At 71.7% G+C, this 17,773-nt stretch carries 12 protein-coding genes and 3 pseudogenes; 14 read left to right on the top strand and 1 reads right to left on the bottom strand.

Features of this window, described 5'->3' with window-relative positions:
- Positions 1–42: 42 nt before the first annotated feature.
- From ACFRAV_RS02095 to ACFRAV_RS02035, 13 genes and pseudogenes are all read left to right on the top strand, one after another.
- Positions 43–1,674: pseudogene (locus tag ACFRAV_RS02095) on the top strand (glycoside hydrolase 43 family protein); the annotation flags it as partial.
- 455 nt (positions 1,675–2,129) lie between these two features.
- Positions 2,130–2,411: a UBP-type zinc finger domain-containing protein gene (locus tag ACFRAV_RS02090; protein ID WP_382550699.1), complete on the top strand. Its 282-nt coding sequence runs from the start codon at positions 2,130–2,132 to the stop codon at positions 2,409–2,411.
- Positions 2,411–3,712 (top strand): annotated as a pseudogene (locus ACFRAV_RS02085) (FAD-dependent oxidoreductase); the annotation flags it as partial. The gene ACFRAV_RS02090 and the pseudogene ACFRAV_RS02085, both read left to right, overlap by 1 nt.
- Positions 3,713–5,136: 1,424 nt before the next feature.
- Positions 5,137–6,222 (top strand): hypothetical protein, encoded by a 1,086-nt coding sequence (locus tag ACFRAV_RS02080; protein WP_382550564.1) that lies wholly within the window; start codon positions 5,137–5,139, stop codon positions 6,220–6,222.
- Positions 6,223–6,496: 274 nt separating this feature from the next.
- A complete protein-coding gene (locus ACFRAV_RS02075) occupies positions 6,497–7,672 on the top strand; it encodes a glutathione-independent formaldehyde dehydrogenase (RefSeq protein WP_382550562.1) in 1,176 nt (391 codons plus the stop codon).
- Between the two features lie 197 nt (positions 7,673–7,869).
- Complete coding sequence (locus tag ACFRAV_RS02070; protein ID WP_382550560.1) at positions 7,870–9,153, top strand: alpha/beta fold hydrolase; 1,284 nt, start codon at positions 7,870–7,872, stop codon at positions 9,151–9,153.
- 59 nt (positions 9,154–9,212) lie between these two features.
- A pseudogene (locus ACFRAV_RS02065) lies at positions 9,213–9,830 on the top strand (MBL fold metallo-hydrolase); the annotation flags it as partial.
- 91 nt (positions 9,831–9,921) lie between these two features.
- Positions 9,922–10,701: an exodeoxyribonuclease III gene (locus tag ACFRAV_RS02060; RefSeq protein ID WP_351111323.1), complete on the top strand. Its 780-nt coding sequence runs from the start codon at positions 9,922–9,924 to the stop codon at positions 10,699–10,701.
- Between the two features lie 75 nt (positions 10,702–10,776).
- Positions 10,777–11,250 (top strand): DUF6278 family protein, encoded by a 474-nt coding sequence (locus ACFRAV_RS02055; RefSeq protein WP_382550558.1) that lies wholly within the window; start codon positions 10,777–10,779, stop codon positions 11,248–11,250.
- 163 nt (positions 11,251–11,413) lie between these two features.
- The gene (locus ACFRAV_RS02050) at positions 11,414–12,169 is read left to right on the top strand and encodes an amino acid ABC transporter ATP-binding protein (protein ID WP_382550556.1); all 756 of its coding nucleotides are present in this window, start codon (positions 11,414–11,416) and stop codon (positions 12,167–12,169) included.
- Positions 12,170–12,182: 13 nt separating this feature from the next.
- Positions 12,183–13,124 carry a glutamate ABC transporter substrate-binding protein gene (locus ACFRAV_RS02045; protein ID WP_382550553.1) on the top strand — a complete coding sequence of 314 codons (942 nt, stop codon included), beginning with the start codon at positions 12,183–12,185 and terminating at the stop codon, positions 13,122–13,124.
- A gap of 18 nt (positions 13,125–13,142) precedes the next feature.
- A complete protein-coding gene (locus ACFRAV_RS02040) occupies positions 13,143–13,787 on the top strand; it encodes an amino acid ABC transporter permease (RefSeq protein WP_382550552.1) in 645 nt (214 codons plus the stop codon).
- Complete coding sequence (locus ACFRAV_RS02035) at positions 13,784–14,683, top strand: amino acid ABC transporter permease (protein ID WP_351111314.1); 900 nt, start codon at positions 13,784–13,786, stop codon at positions 14,681–14,683. Before ACFRAV_RS02040 ends, ACFRAV_RS02035 begins: the two co-directional genes overlap by 4 nt.
- 176 nt (positions 14,684–14,859) lie before the next feature.
- Here ACFRAV_RS02035 and ACFRAV_RS02030 read toward each other — a convergent pair whose 3' ends face one another.
- Entirely contained in the window at positions 14,860–15,627 is a 768-nt protein-coding gene (locus ACFRAV_RS02030; protein WP_382550550.1) for a hypothetical protein, read from the bottom strand.
- Positions 15,628–15,825: 198 nt separating this feature from the next.
- Here ACFRAV_RS02030 and ggt point away from each other — a divergent pair, with 198 nt between their 5' ends.
- Entirely contained in the window at positions 15,826–17,613 is a 1,788-nt protein-coding gene (gene ggt / locus ACFRAV_RS02025; RefSeq protein WP_382550696.1) for a gamma-glutamyltransferase, read from the top strand.
- The last annotated feature ends 160 nt before the right edge of the window (positions 17,614–17,773 follow it).

Raw genomic sequence — 17,773 nt, 5'->3', positions numbered from 1 at the left:
GGCCGCCCCCCTTCCTCCCCCCGGCCATGAAGGAGCACCCCCATGTCCTGGCTCCACCACCCCCTCAGCCGCAGAACCGTGTTCACGGCGGCCACCGGCGCCGCCCTCGCCGCGGCCACGCCCCGCGCCCAGGCGGCCCCCGCCCCCGACGCCACCGCTCCCGCGGCGGGCGCCCTGGCCGCGGCCGCCTACACCAACCCCGTCGTCTGGCAGGACTTCGCGGACGTCGACATCATCCGCGTCGGCGACACCTACTACATGTCGGCGTCCACCATGCACTACTCGCCCGGAGCCCCCGTCCTGCGCTCGTGGAACCTGGTCGACTGGGAGTTCGCCGGCCACTCCGTGCCGGTGCTGGACTTCGGCGCCAAGTACGACCTGTCCGGCGGGCGCGGCTACGTGCGCGGCATCTGGGCGTCCTCGCTCAACCACCGCCGCAGCGACGACACGTTCTACTGGATCGGCCAGATCGACTTCGCGCGGACCTACGTGTACACCGCCCGCACCGTCGAGGGCCCGTGGACGCGGCGCGCGGAGCTCCCGCAGGTCTACTACGACGCGGGGCTGCTCGTGGACGACGACGACACGATGTACGTGGCCTACGGCAACACCCGCATCAGCGTCGCCCAGCTCTCCGGCGACGCCCGGAGCCAGGTCCGGGCGCAGGAGGTGTTCGTCACCCCCTCCTCCGTCGGGACGCTGGAGGGTTCCCGCTTCTACAAGATCAACGGCCGCTACTACATCTTCGTCACCCGCCCGGCGAACGGTCAGTACGTCCTGAAGTCGGACTCCGGCCCCTTCGGCCCCTACACGATGAAGCAGTTGCTGCTGGACCTGCCGGGGCCCATCCCCGGCGGGGGCGTCCCGCACCAGGGAGGGCTGGTGAGCACCCCGCAGGGCCAGTGGTACTACATGGCGTTCGTGGACGCCTACCCCGGCGGCCGTGTGCCGGCCCTCGCCCCCGTCACCTGGACCTCCGACGGGTGGCCGGTGCTCCAGCTCGTCAACGGCGCCTGGGGGGCCTCGTACCCGGCCCCCGAGCTGCCGGCCCCGCCCCGCGCGACCAGGCCGCTGACCGGCGTCGACACCTTCCCGGGGCCCGCGCTCGGCCCCCAGTGGGAGTGGAACCACAACCCGGACACCAGCCGGTTCACCGTCGGCGGCGGGCTCACGCTGCGGACCGCCACCACCACCTTCGACCTGTACTCCGCCCGCAACACGCTCACCCACCGCATCCAGGGCCCCACCTCGACCGCGACGATCGTCCTCGACCACTCCGGCATGCGCGACGGCGACCGCAGCGGACTCGCCCTGCTGCGCGACTCCTCGGCCTGGATCGGCCTCAAGCGCGACAACGGCACGACCCGCGTGGTGATGGTCAACGGCATCACCATGGACGGCGAGTGGAAGACCAGCAACACGGGCGCCGAGGCCGCCGGAGCATCCGTCCAGGGCAGCCGCGTCTGGCTGCGCGCCACCGCCGACATCCGCCCCGGCAGCGGCCGCCAGGGACACCTCTCCTACAGCACCGACGGCGTGACCTTCTCCCCGCTGGGGCCGGCCCTCACCCTCAAGAACGAGTGGCAGTTCTTCATGGGCTACCGCTTCGGCATCTTCAACTACGCCACCGTCGCCCTCGGCGGCTCGGTCCGCGTCGAGCGCTTCGAGCTGACCGCCGGGACCCCCGCCGCCCCCGCCTCCGCCGTCACCCTCCGGGCCCGCGCCAACGACCGTTACGTCTGCGCCGACAACGCCGGGGCCTCGCCGCTGATCGCCAACCGCACCACCGCCGGCAACTGGGAGACGTTCGACCTCGTCGACCTCGGCAACGGCGACGTCGCGCTGCGGGCCCGCGCGAACGACCGCTTCGTCTCCGCCGACAACGCCGGGGCCTCGCCGCTGATCGCCAACCGCACCACCGCCGGCAACTGGGAGACGTTCCGCCGGGTGAACAACTCCGACGGCACCGTCAGCCTGCGCGCACGGGCGAACGACCGGTACGTCAGCGCCGAGGACGGCGGCGCCTCACCGCTGATCGCCAACCGGACCACGATCGGCCCCTGGGAGTCGTTCACGCTCGCCCCGGCCTGAGGCACCGGCGCCGCCTGCCGGGGCGGGTCCGGTGCGACCTGCCGGGGCCGGTACGGCGGCCCCGGCAAACCGACCCCCACCTCGCGCTTGTCCGGCCGGTCCAGCCACTGACCCCCGAAGGGTGTCAGGAGTGTCTGCTGCTCGGCTCACCGTGGGTCCACCTGAGGCTCTGCCTGACCTGCGGCCACGTCGGCTGCTGTGATTCCTCGCCGAACCGGCACGCGCGTCGTCACGCCGCCACCGACGGCCATCCGATCGCCGCGTCGCTGGAGTCCGGCGAGGACTGGCGGTGGTGCTTCGTGCACGAGGCGTTCGTGTGATGCCCGGCGACGAGACGCGGCCAAGTGCGGCACAGCTGCCGGAGGAGGCGAAGGAGAGCGTCCCCTTCGAGACCGCCGACACCTACGGCGCCTATCCCCGCCTGCCGGACGACCAGTTGGCCCGCCTGGCGCAGCGTGGCCGGCGGCGCGAAGTCGACGCCGGTGACGTGCTGATCCGGGAGGGGGAGCGGTGCGAGACCTTCTACGTCGTCCTCAGCGGCTCGGTCGCCGTCGTCGAGGGGTACGGCACGCCCGACGAACGTCTGCTGCGTGTGCACGGCCCCGGGCGCTTCATCGGCGAGCTCGGCCTCCTGAACGGACAAGTGGCCCTCTACACCGCTACGGTCAGGGACCCCGGTGAGATCCTCGCCCTGTCCATGGACCAGCTGCGCGACCTGGTGGCCCGGGACGCCGTCCTCGGCGATCTGATGCTGCGCGCCTGCCTCGGCCGCCGTGCCCTGCTCGTCGGGCAGGGCGCCGGTTTCCGCATCGTCGGCTCGCGCTATTCGCCCGACACCCGGCGGCTGCGTGAGTTCGCCGCCCGCAACCGGCTGCCGTACCGCTGGATCGATCTGGAGACGGACGACGAGGCCGAGGAGCTGCTGCGCCGCTTCGGTGTCGGCCCGGAGCAGACACCGCTCGTCGTCTGGCGGGACAGCACTCTGTTGCGCAACCCCAGCAACGCGGAACTGGCCCGGCTCATGGGCCTGCCCTCACTGCCCGCGGGAATCCGTCACGGCGATCTCCTGATCGTCGGCTCCGGACCCGGCGGTCTCGCCGCAGCGGTGAACGCCGCCTCGGAGGGTCTCGGTACGACCCTCGTCGAGGCGATGGCCACCGGCGGCCAGGCCGGGACGTCGTCCCGCATCGAGAATCTACTGGGCTTCCCCTCCGGCATCTCCGGCGCCGAGCTCACCGACCGCGCCGTGCTCCAGGCCGACAAGTTCGGCGCCCGGATCAGCGTCCCGGCGGAGGCGGCCCGCATCGAACCGCGGGACGGCCACTACGCCGTCGGATTCGACGACGGCAGCGAGATCACCGCCCGCACCGTCGTCCTGGCCACCGGCGCCCGCTACCGCCGCCTGCGAGCGCCCGGCATCGAACACCTGGAGGGAACGAGCGTCCACTACTCGGCGACCTTCCACGAAGCCCAGCAGTGCCGCACCGACCCGGTGGCCGTCGTCGGCGGCGGCAACTCCGCGGGCCAGGCCGTACTCTTCCTGGCCGGTTACGCACCGCGGGTGTATCTGCTCGTCCGTGGGCCGAGCCTCGAGGCGCGCATGTCCCGGTACCTGATCGATGCCCATGGCGGCACGTGGCGCCGGGGTTACCTCGGCGGCGTCTGTGGGCACCTGGGATCGCGGGGCAGCCGACGAGAGGGTCCAGTCATGCGGATGTCGTCGCAGGGCGTTACGGTCGTGGCTCTCCTGGCGGATCCGGACGCGCCGACGGAGATCGCGCAGCGTATGGCCCTGACACTTTCTGCTCGGCTCACCGACAGGTCGGGCCAGGGACGACGATTCGACGTCGAGGTGGTCAGCGAGCCCTTCACCTCGGGGACGGAGGACCTGCCCACCTTGATGCGCCGGATCGTGGACCGTAGGAGTACGGAGAACTGGGACACCGTCGTGGCCCTCACCGACCTTCCGCTCCACTCGCACGGGCGGAAGCTCGTCGCGAATCTGAGCCACGAACACGGTTCAGCGCTGATCTCCCTTCCCTCACTGGGGGGCTTGCGGTTGCAGACGAGGGCCCGGCAGACCGTCGAAGAAGCCGTGCTCGACCTGGTGGGTCCGCAGAGCACCGGGGCTGAAGGGCCGCCGCGAAGTCGGCCGCATCCGGGGCCCTTCGTCAGTCGTCTCGCGCCTGTTCGGCCGGGCCCGATCGGTGAGGAAGAGACCGCCGACCTTCGGTACGTCATCAGTGGGGCGCGCGGTTACCTGCGGGTACTCATCGGCATGGTCCGCGCCAACCGGCCGTGGCGGTTGGTGCCGGGCCTGTCGAAAGCCCTGGCGGCCGCACTCGCCACGGGAGCAGTCGCCACCGTGGACTCCACCGTCTGGAGCCTGGCCCAAACCCTGAGCGTGCCACGCCTCGCGATCGCCATGATCGGTTCCGTCGCGCTCATGATCGGCTGGCTGATCGTGGACGCGGAGCTGTGGCATCGGTCGACGGAGGACTCCCCGGAGGCGAGGCAGAGAGCGCGGCTCTACAACGCCTCCACGGTGGTGACCGTGGGTATCGGGGTGCTCGTCTCGTACGTGGGTTTGATGCTCATCAACTGGGTGTGGGCGCTCTTCATCCTCAACGACCACGTGTTCGCTTCCATGACACGAACCCCGCTGCGCGCCGAGGAGTACGTGACACTGTCCTGGTTCGTCGCTTCGGTCGCCACCGTGGGCGGTGCGCTGGGGTCAGGCCTGGAGAGCGACGAGGCGATCCGGGCAGCCGCCTACTCCAAGCGCGAACAGGAACGTCGCAACAGCCTCGAGGACGATGGCGCTGACTGACCGGGGTCCGGGACCCGGATACAGCGTGGCCGGTCCCGGAGGAGGTCGGGCCGCACCAGCCTCCGTCCGCCCCCGTTTCCGTTCGCCTGCGGATGAGGGCCGGCCTGTCGGGGGGCGCCTGCGTTGTCCCGGGGGCATCCTGGGGGCACTGGCAGTCGGTGGCAGCCGTGGAGAAGGGTCCGGTCGTGAGGGTGTCGTCGCAGGGCGTTACGGTCGTGGCTCTCCTGGCGGATCCGGACGCGCCGACGGAGGTCGCTCAGCGCATGGCCCGGGTACTCGCTGCCCGGCTCGCCGACAGGTCGGGCGGGGGGAGACGGTTCGACGTCGAGGTGGTCAGTGAGCCCTTCACCGCGGAGACGGAGGACCTGTCCACGTTGACGCACCGGATCATGGACCGCGCGCGTGCGGAGCACTGGGACATCGTCGTGGCCCTCACCGACCTTCCGCTGCACTCGCACGGGCGCAAGATCGTGGTGGATCTGAGCCATGAACACGGCTGGGCGCTGCTGTCCCTTCCGTCGCTGGGGAGCCTGGGTTTTCAGAGAAGGGCCCGGCGGACGGTGGAAGAAGTCGTGCTCAGCCTGGCGGGTGCGCGAGGCACCGGGGCCGTGGAGCCTTCTCAGCGGCTTTCACCGGGACGTTTCGCCGGTCGTCTCGCGCCTGTTCACCCGGCCCCGGTCGGTGAGGAGGAGACCGCTGACCTCCGGTACGTCGTCAGCGGACCGCGCGGATACCTCAGGGTGCTCTTCGGTATGGTCCGCGCCAACCGGCCGTGGCGGTTGGTCCCGGGTCTCTCGAAGGCCCTGGCCGCCGCACTCGCGACGGGAGCGGTCGCCACCGTGAACTCCACCCTCTGGAGTCTGGCCGCGTCCCTGGGCACACCACGCCTCGTGATCGCCATGGTCGGTTCCGTCGCGCTCATGATCGGCTGGCTGATCGTGGATGCGCGCCTGTGGCATCGATCGACGGAGGCATCACCGGAGGAGAGGCGGAGGACGGCTCTGTACAACGCGTCCACGGTCATGACCGTGGGTATCGGGGTGATCGTCTGCTACGCGGGTTTGCTGGTCGTCAACTTGATGTGGGCGCTCTTCATCCTCAACGACCGGGTCTTCACCTCCATGACACGGACCCCGCTGCACGCCTCGGAGTACTGGACGCTCTCCTGGTTCGTCGCTTCGGTCGCCACGGTGGGTGGCGCGTTGGGGTCGGGCCTGGAGAGCGACAAGGCGATCCGGGCGGCCGCCTATTCCAAGCGCGAACAGGAACGTCGCCGCATGCTGGAGAAGGACCAGGATTAGCCGGTGGCTGGACGCGCGAATCCGCCGATCCATCGGCGGATCGGCCGTTTCGCGCCGAAGGCCGACGGGGACCCGAATGGCAGGCGCCGGAGGAGCGCCGGAGTTCCCTCCGGTGGGCCGACGGCGCCTCCGTTCCATCCGATCCGGGTGAGCGGCCTGCAGAGACGTGCCGGAGCCGCGGCCCCCGTCCCACCAGTCGTCGGGGGCCGGTCGCCCTGTGCGGTCTCATCACCGCCGGGCCGTGGAATCACGGCGCGGCACCAGGGAAGTCATCATGAAGGCAGCGGTATATGAAGGTCCGCGAACGGTCACGGTGAAGGACGTACCGGACGCGAAGATCGAGCATCCCTGCGACATCATCGTCAAGATCACCAGTACCAACATCTGCGGTTCGGACCTGCACATGTACGAGGGCCGTACCTCGTTCGAGTCCGGCCGCACCCTGGGACACGAGAACATGGGCCAAGTCGTGGAGGTCGGCTCGGCCGTCAGCAAGGTCCAGGTCGGCGAGTACGTGGTTCTGCCCTTCAACATCGCCTGCGGCTTCTGCAAGCAGTGCGAGCGAGGTCTGACCAACTACTGCCTGACCATGCAGCCGGAGCCGGCCCTCGCGGGAGCCGCCTTCGGTTTCGCCGACATGGGCCCCTACCAGGGCGGCCAGGCGGAACTGCTGCGTGTGCCCTACGGCGACTTCAACGCGCTGCGTCTGGGCGAGGACGCCGCCGAGCGGCAGACCGACTACGTGATGCTCGCCGACATCTTCCCCACCGGCTATCACGCCACCGAGATGGCCCATGTCAAGCCGGGCGACCAGACCGTCGTCTTCGGGGCCGGCCCCGTCGGGCTCATGGCGACGTATTCCGCCCTCATCAAGGGCGCCGGCCGCGTCTGGACGGCCGACCACCAGCCCGACCGGCTGCGCAAGGCGGAGGAGCTCGGAGCCATTCCCATCAACACCGCCGAGCAGGACCCGGCAGAGGTCGTCAAGGAGGCCACCCTCGGTCTGGGCGCCGACAACGGCTGCGAGTGCGTCGGCTACCAGGCACACGATCCCCAGGGACACGAGGACGCCAGCCTCACACTCAACGGACTGATCGACTCGGTGCGGTTCACCGGCGACATCGGCGTGGTGGGCGTGTTCCTGCCCCAGGACCCCGGCGGTGCGGAGGCCCAAGGGGAACTGGAGGCGCAGGGCAAGGTTCCGATCGACTTCGGCATGATGTGGTTCAAGGGTCAGCACATGGGCACCGGGCAGGCGCCGGTGAAGAAGTACAACCGGGCGCTGCGGGACCTGATCGCCGGCGGGAAGGCGGAGCCGAGCTTCCTCGTCTCCCACGAACTCGGCCTGGACGAGGCTCCCACCGCCTACGAGCACTTCGACACCCGCGACGAAGGCTGGACCAAGGTGGTCCTGCACCCCGACGGACACGGCAACGGCCACAAGCGGTAGGACTCCTTAGGCCGCCGGCCCGGCCGCACCGTCTGTCTGGCACGCGCCCGCACACGAAGCGAGCCGCGCGGCTCCAGGCGGTCACATGTCGGCAGCACGGTGAGGGAAGCCGTGGGTGGACCATGCTTCCCGGGTAGGTCCCGAGCGAGGCGTGACCCGGCGATGTGACACCTTGTGACGGATGAGAGGGTCGGAGGGTGAGTGAGACGAAGACCCCGGCCCTCCAATTCCGCTTCGACGGGCCGGAACACGCTCCGGTGCTGATCGTGGGACCCTCCCTCGGCACCACCTGGCACATGTGGGACCGGCAGGTGCCCGAGCTCGCGCGGCAGTGGCGCGTGCTGCGCTGGGACCTGCCCGGGCACGGCGGGGCGCCCGCCTACCCCGCCGGGTCGGTCGCCGAGCTGGCGGCCCGGCTGCTGGCCACCCTCGACGGGCTGGGCGTGCGCCGCTTCGGGTACGCGGGCTGCGCGCTGGGCGGCGCGGTCGGTCTGGAACTGGCCCTGCGGCACCCCGAGCGGGTCGCCTCGCTGGCGCTGATCGCCGCCTCGCCCCGCTTCGGCACCCCGGACGAGTTCCGCCAGCGCGGCGTGGTGGTGCGCAGCAACGGGCTGGAGCAGATCGCCCGTTCGTCCCCGGAGCGCTGGTTCACCGGCGGGTTCGCCGCCGCCCAGCCCGCCATCACCGAGTGGGCCGTGCAGATGGTCCGCACCACGGACCCCGGGTGCTACATCGCCGCCTGCGAGGCGCTCGCCGGGTTCGACGTGCGCGCGGAACTGGGCCGGATCGGAGTCCCGACGCTGGTGCTGGCCGGGTCCGACGACCAGGTCACCGGCCCCGCCGAGGCACGCACCCTGGTCGCCGGCATCCCCGACGCCCGCCTCGCGGTGGTCCCCGGCGCCTCCCACCTGGTGCCGGTGGAACAGCCCGCCGCCGTCACCGACCTGCTGGTCCGGCACTTCTCGTCGGCCTGGCCGACCGGCCCCGAGGGCCTCGCCGGCCCGTCGGTCTCCTCCGTGAGCCAGAGCGTGTCCCGCCCCCGGGCCATGCCGATCGCCGAACTCGCCCCCGCCCCCGACCGGTCCGTGGCGGGCCACCGTGCCGACCTGTACGACACCGGGCTCAAGCTCCGCCGGGAGGTCCTCGGCGACGCCTACGTGGACCGCGCGCTGGACGAGGCGGACGACTTCTCCGGCGACTTCCAGGAACTGGTCACCCGGCACGCCTGGGGAGACGTGTGGAGCCGGCCGGGTCTGGACCGCCGCGCCCGCAGCTGCGTCGCCCTCGGCGCGCTGGTCGCCGGCGGCCACTGGGAGGAGTTCGCCGCCCACACCCGCGGCGCGCTGCGCAGCGGCCTCACCCCCGACGAGATCCGCGAGGTGCTGCTGCAGACCGCCGTGCACTGCGGACTGCCCGCCGCCAACCGCGCGTTCGCCATCGCCCGGACAGTGGTGCGGGAGGAGACCATGCCCCAGGAGTGAACGCCGCGCGCTCGCCCGGCGAGGCGTCACGCGCTCGCCCGGCGAGGCAGGATGGGGGCATGAAGTTCATCAAGAAGTCCCACTCCTGCGTCCGCCTGGAGAAGGACGGCGGCGTGCTCGTCATCGACCCCGGCATGTTCACCGAGGAGGATGCCCTCACGGGGGCGGACGCCGTCCTGGTCACCCACGAGCACCCCGACCACTTCGACGAGGCCCGCCTGCGCACCGCACTGGAGGCGAACCCGGGGGCCGAGATCTGGACCCTGGCCGCCGTCGCCGACACCCTCTCCGCCGCTTTCCCCGGCCGCGTGCACACGGTCGGCAACGGCGACGCCTTCTCCGTCGCCGGGTTCGACGTCCAGGTGCACGGCGAGCTGCACGCGGTGATCCACCCGGACATCCCGCGGGTCACCAACGTCGGCTACCTGGTCGACGGCCGCGTCTTCCACCCCGGCGACGCGCTCACCGTCCCGCAGTACGCCACGGTCGAGACACTGCTGCTGCCGGTTCAGGCGCCCTGGAGCAAGCTCTCCGAGGTGATCGACTACGTCCGCGAGGTCAAGCCGCAGCGGGCCTACGACGTGCACGACGCGCTGCTCACCGATCTGGCCCGGCCGATCTACGACCGGCCTAGCGGCGCCCCGGGCGGGCCCCACCACCCGCGGCGCCCCCGGGGGGACCCGCCCCCGGTTGCCCCGTCGCCGCGGGGGCCGGCACGGCCGTGCCGTCCCACGCGGGACTGTCGGACCCAGCCGGTAGCGTGGTCCCATGCGTATCGCCACCTGGAACGTGAACTCGATCACCGCCCGTCTCCCCAGGCTGCTGGCCTGGCTCGAGACCAGCGGCACGGACGTGCTGTGTCTGCAGGAGGCCAAGGTCGCCGAGGCGCAGTTCCCCTTCGAGCAGCTGCGTGAGGCGGGCTACGAGGCCGCCGTCAACGCCACGGGCCGGTGGAACGGCGTGGCGATCCTCTCCAGGGTGGGTCTGGAGGACGTCGTCAAGGGCCTGCCGGGCGACCCGGGCTACGAGGGCGTCGAGGAGCCGCGCGCGATCTCGGCGACCTGCGGCCCCGTGCGGGTCTGGTCGGTGTACGTGCCCAACGGCCGCGAGGTCGGGCACCCGCACTACGCCTACAAGCTGCAGTGGTTCGAGGCGCTGCGGGCCGCGGTGGCCGGCGACGCGCAGGGGAGCCGCCCGTTCGCCGTGATGGGCGACTACAACGTGGCCCCCGCCGACGAGGACGTCTTCGACGTGGCGGCCTTCGAGGGGCTCACCCACGTCACCCCGGCGGAGCGGGCGGCGCTCGCCGCGCTGCGGGAGACCGGGCTCGAGGACGTGGTGCCGCGGCCGCTCAAGTACGACCGCCCGTACACCTACTGGGACTACCGCCAGCTGGCCTTCCCCAAGAACCGCGGCATACGGATCGACCTGGTCTTCGGCAACCAGGCGTTCGCCAAGGCGGCCAAGGACGCGTACGTCGACCGTGAGGAGCGCAAGGGCAAGGGCGCGTCCGACCACGCGCCGGTCGTGGTCGACCTCGAGGTCTGACCCGAGCTCCGAAGGCTCGTATCCGGCCCGCGCGCCCCATGGTCAGGGGCCGGGGCCGGTGCCAGTCTGGAAGACATGAACCTTCCCTTCCTGGACCACTGGCGCAGGAGGCGCGGTCCGTCCCGGGGAACGGCGTTGCTCGTGGGCGGATCCGGCCCGGGGACCCGCGGGAGCGCGGGCGACCTCGCGGCGGCCGGCGCGATCGCCGAGCTGCTCGCCGAGTGCGAGCTGCTGCGCGCGCACGCCGCGGGGGAGGGCGTCGCACTGGACGACACCCCGGCCTCCCTGGAGGCGCTCGACCAGCTCGCGCCGCGGTGGCGCGACGACGAGGAGACGGTCCTGCGGCTGGGCAACGACGCGGGGCTGTACCTCGGCAGCGTCGTGGTGCGCGCGGTACCGGGTGCGGTGTGGGAGATCTGGCCCGACGGGCGGCCGGTGGTCCGGCTCGCCTCCGGACGCGAGCTGGACGTCGTCGAGGCGGGCCGTGGCTGGGCGACGGACGGCGCCCCGGAGCTGTGCCACGTCTACGCCGAGGCCGCCGAATCCTGACGCCCCCGCACCCGCGTCCCGGCGCCCGCCCTGTCGCCCTCCGTGGGGCTCTCCCGCCCGGTCGCGCCGAGGCGGTGTCCGAAGTGCGTGTCTCCATCACTTATCGACCGGTCCCGGATAGTTTACGGACCTCACGACACGGCGATGAGCAATGGGGCTGGGCATGGCCTTCGATCCTCTGATCGAGCCTTTGATCGATCTGCGGGGCGTCAACAAGCACTACGGCGACCTGCACGTCCTCCAGGACATCAACCTGACCGTCTCCCGCGGGGAGGTGGTCGTGGTCATCGGCCCGTCCGGGTCGGGCAAGTCGACCCTGTGCAGGGCGATCAACCGGCTGGAGAGCGTCGAGTCCGGCGCCATCCACCTCGAGGGCCGCCCCCTCCCCGAGGAGGGCAAGGCGCTCGCCGGACTGCGCGCCGAGGTCGGGATGGTGTTCCAGTCGTTCAACCTCTTCGCCCACAAGACGGTCCTGCAGAACGTGTCGCTGGCGCAGATCAAGGTCCGCCGCCGCAAGCGCGAGGACGCCGACCGGCGCTCGCGGGAGCTGCTGGAGCGGGTGGGGCTCGCCGCCCACGCCGACAAGTACCCCGCCCAGCTCTCCGGTGGCCAGCAGCAGCGCGTGGCCATCGCCCGCGCCCTGGCCATGGAGCCCACCGCCCTGCTCTTCGACGAGCCGACCTCCGCCCTCGACCCGGAGATGATCAACGAGGTGCTCGAGGTCATGCGGCAGCTGGCCAACGAGGGCATGACCATGGTGGTGGTCACCCACGAGATGGGCTTCGCCCGCTCCGCCGCCAACCGCGTCGTCTTCATGGCGGACGGGAAGATCGTCGAGGACCGCCCGCCCGAGGAGTTCTTCACCGACCCGCGCAGCGAGCGGGCCAAGGACTTCCTGTCCAAGATCCTCAAGCACTGACCGGGGCCGCGCCATGAAGAACCCCGCACGCCGCACGCCCGCCCGGCCCCCGCGGACCGCCGTCCGCGCCCTCCTCGCCGCCGCCCTGCTCCTCGCCGCGGCCGCCTGCGGCAAGGACGGCAGCCCGCCGGTGAAGGGACCGGCCCAGGACAAGCTCCCCACCTACACCGTGAACGAGGACTTCCGGCTGCCCGACTCGCCCACCTGGGTGCGGGCCGAGCGCCGCGGCTACTTCGTCGTCGGCGCCAAGGAGGACCAGCCCTTCCTCGGCGAGCGGGACCCGGCCACCGGCGAGTTCACCGGCTTCGACATCGAGATCGCCCGCATGATGTCCGCCTCCCTCGGCCTCGACCCGGACCGCATCCAGTTCAAGACCATCGCCTCCGCCAACCGCGAGACGGCGCTGCAGAACGGGCAGGTCGACTTCTACGTCGGCACGTACACCATCAACGACAACCGCAAGAAGCTGGTCGGCTTCGCCGGGCCGTACTACATGGCCGGCCAGGGCCTGCTGGTCCGCAAGGACGAGGAGGAGATCAAGGGCCCCGAGGACCTCGCCGGGAAGCGGGTCTGCTCGGCGTCCGGCTCCACGCCCTACCAGCGGATCAGGGACGACTTCCCCGAGGCCGACCTGGTCGCCTACGACTCATACTCGGTCTGTGTCGACAACCTGCTGACCTATCAGGTCGACGCGGTGACCACCGACGACGCCATCCTCATCGGCTACGCCGCGAAGGTCCCCGAGGAGCTGAAGGTGGTGGGCAAGCCCTTCTCCGAGGAGCCCTACGGCATCGGCGTCCCCCGGGAGGACAACGCGCTGCGGTTCGCGCTCGACGACGCCCTGGAGGAGCGGCAGAAGAACGGCGACTGGAAGCGGGCGTACGAGGCCACCCTCGGCCTGTCCGGGGTGCCGGCGCCCCAGCCGCCCCCCATCGACCGTTACCCGGCGGGCTGACGAGGACCGGAACCTGACGTGAACGTACTGATCGACAACTTCTCCACCTACGGCGAGGGCTTCCTCGGAACCGTCGAACTCACCTTCTTCGCCTCGCTGCTCGCCCTCGTGCTGGGCTTCCTGATGGCCTCCTTCCGGGTCGCCCCGGTCGGCTCGCTGCGGGTGATCGGCACGGTGTGGGTGACGGTGCTGCGCAACACCCCGCTGACCCTGCTGTTCTTCGCCGTCCTGCTGGGACTGCCCCGCTTCGGACTGGTGCTGCCCTTCACCGTCTTCGCGGTGCTGGCGCTGGGCTGCTACACCTCGGCGTTCATCTGCGAGGCACTGCGCTCGGGCATCAACACCGTGCCGCGCGGACAGGGCGAGGCGGCCCGCAGCCTCGGCATGACGTTCGGGCAGACCCTGTCGCACGTCATCCTGCCGCAGGCCTTCCGCACCGTCATCCCGCCGATCGGCTCCACCCTGATCGCCCTCGCCAAGAACTCGGCCATCGCGGGCGCGTTCAGCGTCACCGAACTGCTCGGCGTCTACAAGACGCTGGGCGAGCTCGGGTACGACGTCGTGTGGACGTTCGTGTGGATCGCCGTCGGCTACCTGATCATCACCCTCGCCATCAGCGCGCTCTTCAACGTGCTGGAGCGCAAGTGGGGAGTGCCCCGATGACCTCGACCGCGCAGGCCGAGAACACGCCCACCGCCCTCTACGACATCCCGGGCCCCAAGGCCCGTGCCCGTCACCGGCTCTACGGGGCGGCGGCCACCCTGGTGATCCTGGCGCTGCTCGGCTGGCTGGTGTACCTGCTGGTGGACACCGGGCAGTTCGAGGCCGCCAAGTGGACGCCGTTCCAGTACAAGGGCATCCAGGAACTGCTGCTGCGCGGCCTGGGGAACACCCTCAAGGCCTTCGCCATCGCCGCGGTGCTCTCGCTCCTGCTGGGCGTGGTGCTCGCGATGGGGCGGCTGTCCGACCACCGGGCGCTGCGCTGGGTCTCCACCCTGCTGGTGGAGTTCTTCCGGGCCATGCCCGTGCTGGTGATGATCTTCTTCGTGTTCGTGGCGCTCGAGGTGCGCCCGCTGCCCGCGCTGGTCACCGGACTGACCCTCTACAACGGCTCGGTGCTCGCGGAGGTCTTCCGCTCCGGCGTCAACTCGGTGGACCGGGGCCAGCGGGAGGCCGCGTACGCGCTCGGCATGCGCAAGTCGCAGGTGATGACCCACGTGCTCGCGCCGCAGGCAGCGCGGGCCATGCTGCCCTCGATCATCAGCCAGCTGGTGGTCGCCCTGAAGGACACCTCGCTGGGCTTCCTGATCACCTACGAGGAGTTCCTGCACGCCGGGAAACTCATCGCGTCGAACCTTGACTATGATTTGCCTTTCATCCCCGTGGTCCTGGTGATCTCACCGGTCTACATCGGGATGTGCATGTTGCTCTCCTGGTTCGCCGGGTGGGTCGCCCGGCGCCAGCGGCGCAACCCGAAGACCGAGGCCGTCGACGTGGCCCCGGACCGACCGGGACCGCTGCTGCCGGGCGAGGCCCCGCCCACGGCCGACAGGCCGTAGGGAGCGGCGGCTCACAGGGCCCCCCTGGATCCGCCCGGCAGCAGCCGGAGATCACTGCTCGCGCGGTGCCGGACCGTCCGCAAGGCGGTCCGGGACGGGCGAGGAGAAGGTCAGCTGCGCGCCGGCCGGGTCCGAGCCCGGCCGCCCGGATCCGGACCCGTTCAGGGCAACCGGTCTCACGAACCCGCCCGGTGCTTGGGCTGAGGCTGCAGGGCCTTGACCGCGGGGGCCGACTGCGCCGCCTTGGTCACGTCGCCCACCAGCTCGACGACGTCCGCGCCGTAGGCGGCCGAGTTCACCACCTTGAGCAGCAGGACGAACGAGCCGCCGTCGTACTTGCGCGCCAGCTTCTCGTGGTTGCGGGCCAGGTAGCGGGTGGCCGCCTGGTTGGTGATGGCCCGCTGCCCGCAGAAGAGGAACACCGGCCGCGCCCCCTTGCCCTGGCCCGCCGTCAGCCGGGCCAGCAGCACGTACTCCTCCGTGCCGGGCTCCATCCGGTAGCGCTCGGTGCCGATCTGGAAGGCTCCGCGGTCCGGACCCGCGTCCGGCTCGGTGTTGATCCGCACCCCGGGCAGCAGCGAATGCAGGTGTGCCGCCAGCCGCCGGTTGGCGCCCGGCCCGCCGACGCAGAACTCGGTCCGCTCGCCGAAGCTCTGCTGCGCCGCGTCGTGCGCCACCAGCTGCGCGTGGGCGTTGCACTCCCTCACGACCGCGGCGAGCTCCAGCAGCGCGAAGGCGTCGTGCCGCACCACGGTGAGCTCCGGACCTGCCCCCGGGTCGCGGTTGACGACCAGCAGCGACTCCGCGTTGTCGGGCAGACCGAAGAAGGCCTGCTTGCGGCGCAGACGGCGCTCGGCGAGGCGGCCGCGGAGCAGCCAGCCCAGTGCCGTGCCCACGCAGAGGGCGGTCACGGCGAGGACGAGGTACAACACGACGGTATTCATGGGCGCGCAGCCTAGCGGGCGTCCATCTGGCGTTCGAGCGCGCCTCTGAAGTGTGCACGGCAATTTGGGCTAGGCTGCGGCGATTACCGATGACCGGAGGTAAAGGTGCGTCTTTCCGTCACACCCCAGCCCGTCACACGGAACCGGACCGGAGCGCCGGGAGCGTCCGGAGCACGACGGCGCACACGGGGTGCGGTCCTGGCCGTCTCGGCCGCCCTCGTCTCCTCGCTCACCGTCGCCGCCCCGGCCCACGGCTCGCCGGCCGGCCCGCCGGGCGGCCACAGCCCCGCCAAGACACCGGTGGCCACCGGCTACGGCGGAGCCGTCTCCAGCGTCGACGCCGACGCCACCGCCGCGGGGCTGGAGATCCTCAGGAAGGGCGGCAACGCGGTGGACGCCGCGGTCGCCACGGCCGCCGCGCTCGGCGTCACCGAGCCGTACTCGGCCGGCGTCGGCGGAGGCGGCTACTTCGTGCTCTACGACGCCCGCTCCCGCAGCGTGCACACCCTGGACGGGCGGGAGACCGCGCCGCTGAGCGCCGGGAGCGACCTGTTCCTGGAGGACGGCAAGCCCGTTCCCTTCGCCGAGGCCGTCACCAGCGGACTGAGCGTCGGCACCCCGGGCACCCCGGCCACCTGGGAGAAGGCCCTGGAGAAGTGGGGCAGCAAGCGGCTGTCCGGCGTGCTGGCGCCCGCCGAGAGGCTGGCCCGTGACGGCTTCACGGTCGACGAAACGTTCCGCTCGCAGACCGCCGCCAACGAGACCCGCTTCCGCGCCTTCCCCGCCACCACGGAGCTCTTCCTGCCCGGCGGCCGGCTGCCCGAGGTGGGATCCACCCTCAAGAACCCCGACCTGGCCCGCACCTACGCCCGGATGGCCCGGGAGGGCGCCGGCGTCCTGTACCGCGGCCCGATCGCAGAGGACGTCGTCGAGACGGTCAACCACCCGCCGGTGGCCGCTGGTTCGGACTACCGGGCACGGCCGGGACAGCTCTCGCAGCGGGACCTGGCGCGCTACCGCGTCAAGGAGCAGGCGCCCACGGCCGTCCGCTACCGCGGGCTCACGGTCCACGGCATGGCGCCCTCCTCGTCCGGCGGCACCACCGTCGGCGAGGCCCTCAACATCCTGGAGCGCACCGACCTCTCCCGCGCGAGCCAGGCGCAGTACCTGCACCGCTTCGTCGAGGCGAGCCGCATCGCCTTCGCCGACCGCGGCCGCTGGGTCGGCGACCCCGCCTTCGAGGACGTGCCGACCCGCGCACTGCTCTCCCAGGAGTTCGCCGACTCCCGCGCCTGCCTGATCAAGGACGACGCGGTGCTCACCAGCCCCGTCGCACCCGGCGACCCGCGTCACCCCGAGGGCTGCGCCGCGAGCGGGCAGGCCGCCCCCACCACCTACGAGGGCGAGAGCACCACCCACCTGACGGTCGCCGACAAGTGGGGCAACGTCGTCGCCTACACGCTCACCATCGAGCAGACCGGCGGCAGCGGCATCACCGTGCCGGGGCGCGGCTTCCTGCTGAACAACGAGCTGACCGACTTCTCCTTCGCCCCGGCGAACCCGGCCGTGCACGACCCGAACCTGCCCGGTCCGGGCAAGCGGCCCCGGTCCTCGATGTCCCCGACGATCGTGCTCGACGGCAAGGGCAGGCCGGTGCTGGCGCTCGGTTCGCCGGGCGGCGCGACCATCATCACCACCGTCCTGCAAACCCTCACCGGCGTCGTGGACCGGGGACTGCCGCTGGTGGACGCCATCGCGGCCCCGCGCGCCAGCCAGCGCAACGCGGCCCGCACCGAACTCGAACCCGGTCTGTACGACAGCCCGCTGCGTGCCGAACTCGAGGCGATCGGGCACGTCTTCAGCCGCAACCCGGAGATCGGCGCGGCCACCGGCGTGCAGCGGCTGCCCGACGGCCGCTGGACCGCGGCCGCGGAGACCGTCCGCCGGGGCGGCGGCTCGGCCATGGTGGTGCACCCCGCCGGCTGACGGCTGAGCGGCTGCCGGCTCACGGTGCGCGGCTGACCGCTGCCGCGAACGGGGTCCTGGGCGCGCCCGACGGCCGCGACCGGACCCCGGCGGACTCCCGGGCGCGCACCGCACGCGCCGCCCGGCACAGGACTGGCGGCGTCCGGCATACGACAGGCGC

It is taken from the genome of Streptomyces sp. NPDC056600 (assembly GCF_042792855.1).
In the GTDB taxonomy this organism is placed as follows: Bacteria; Actinomycetota; Actinomycetes; order Streptomycetales; family Streptomycetaceae; genus Streptomyces.
The sequence above is the reverse complement of the archived record's forward strand: the minus strand, read 5'-3'. Positions and strand labels throughout refer to the sequence as shown.

Coding starts and splice junctions, on each gene's coding strand:
- ACFRAV_RS02075 (WP_382550562.1), top strand. CDS start 6,497: ATGAAGGCAGCGGTATATGAAGGTCCGCGAACGGTCACGGTGAAGGAC.
- ACFRAV_RS02060 (WP_351111323.1), top strand. CDS start 9,922: ATGCGTATCGCCACCTGGAACGTGAACTCGATCACCGCCCGTCTCCCC.
- ACFRAV_RS02055 (WP_382550558.1), top strand. CDS start 10,777: ATGAACCTTCCCTTCCTGGACCACTGGCGCAGGAGGCGCGGTCCGTCC.
- ACFRAV_RS02050 (WP_382550556.1), top strand. CDS start 11,414: ATGGCCTTCGATCCTCTGATCGAGCCTTTGATCGATCTGCGGGGCGTC.
- ACFRAV_RS02045 (WP_382550553.1), top strand. CDS start 12,183: ATGAAGAACCCCGCACGCCGCACGCCCGCCCGGCCCCCGCGGACCGCC.
- ACFRAV_RS02035 (WP_351111314.1), top strand. CDS start 13,784: ATGACCTCGACCGCGCAGGCCGAGAACACGCCCACCGCCCTCTACGAC.
- ACFRAV_RS02030 (WP_382550550.1), bottom strand. CDS start 15,627: ATGAATACCGTCGTGTTGTACCTCGTCCTCGCCGTGACCGCCCTCTGC.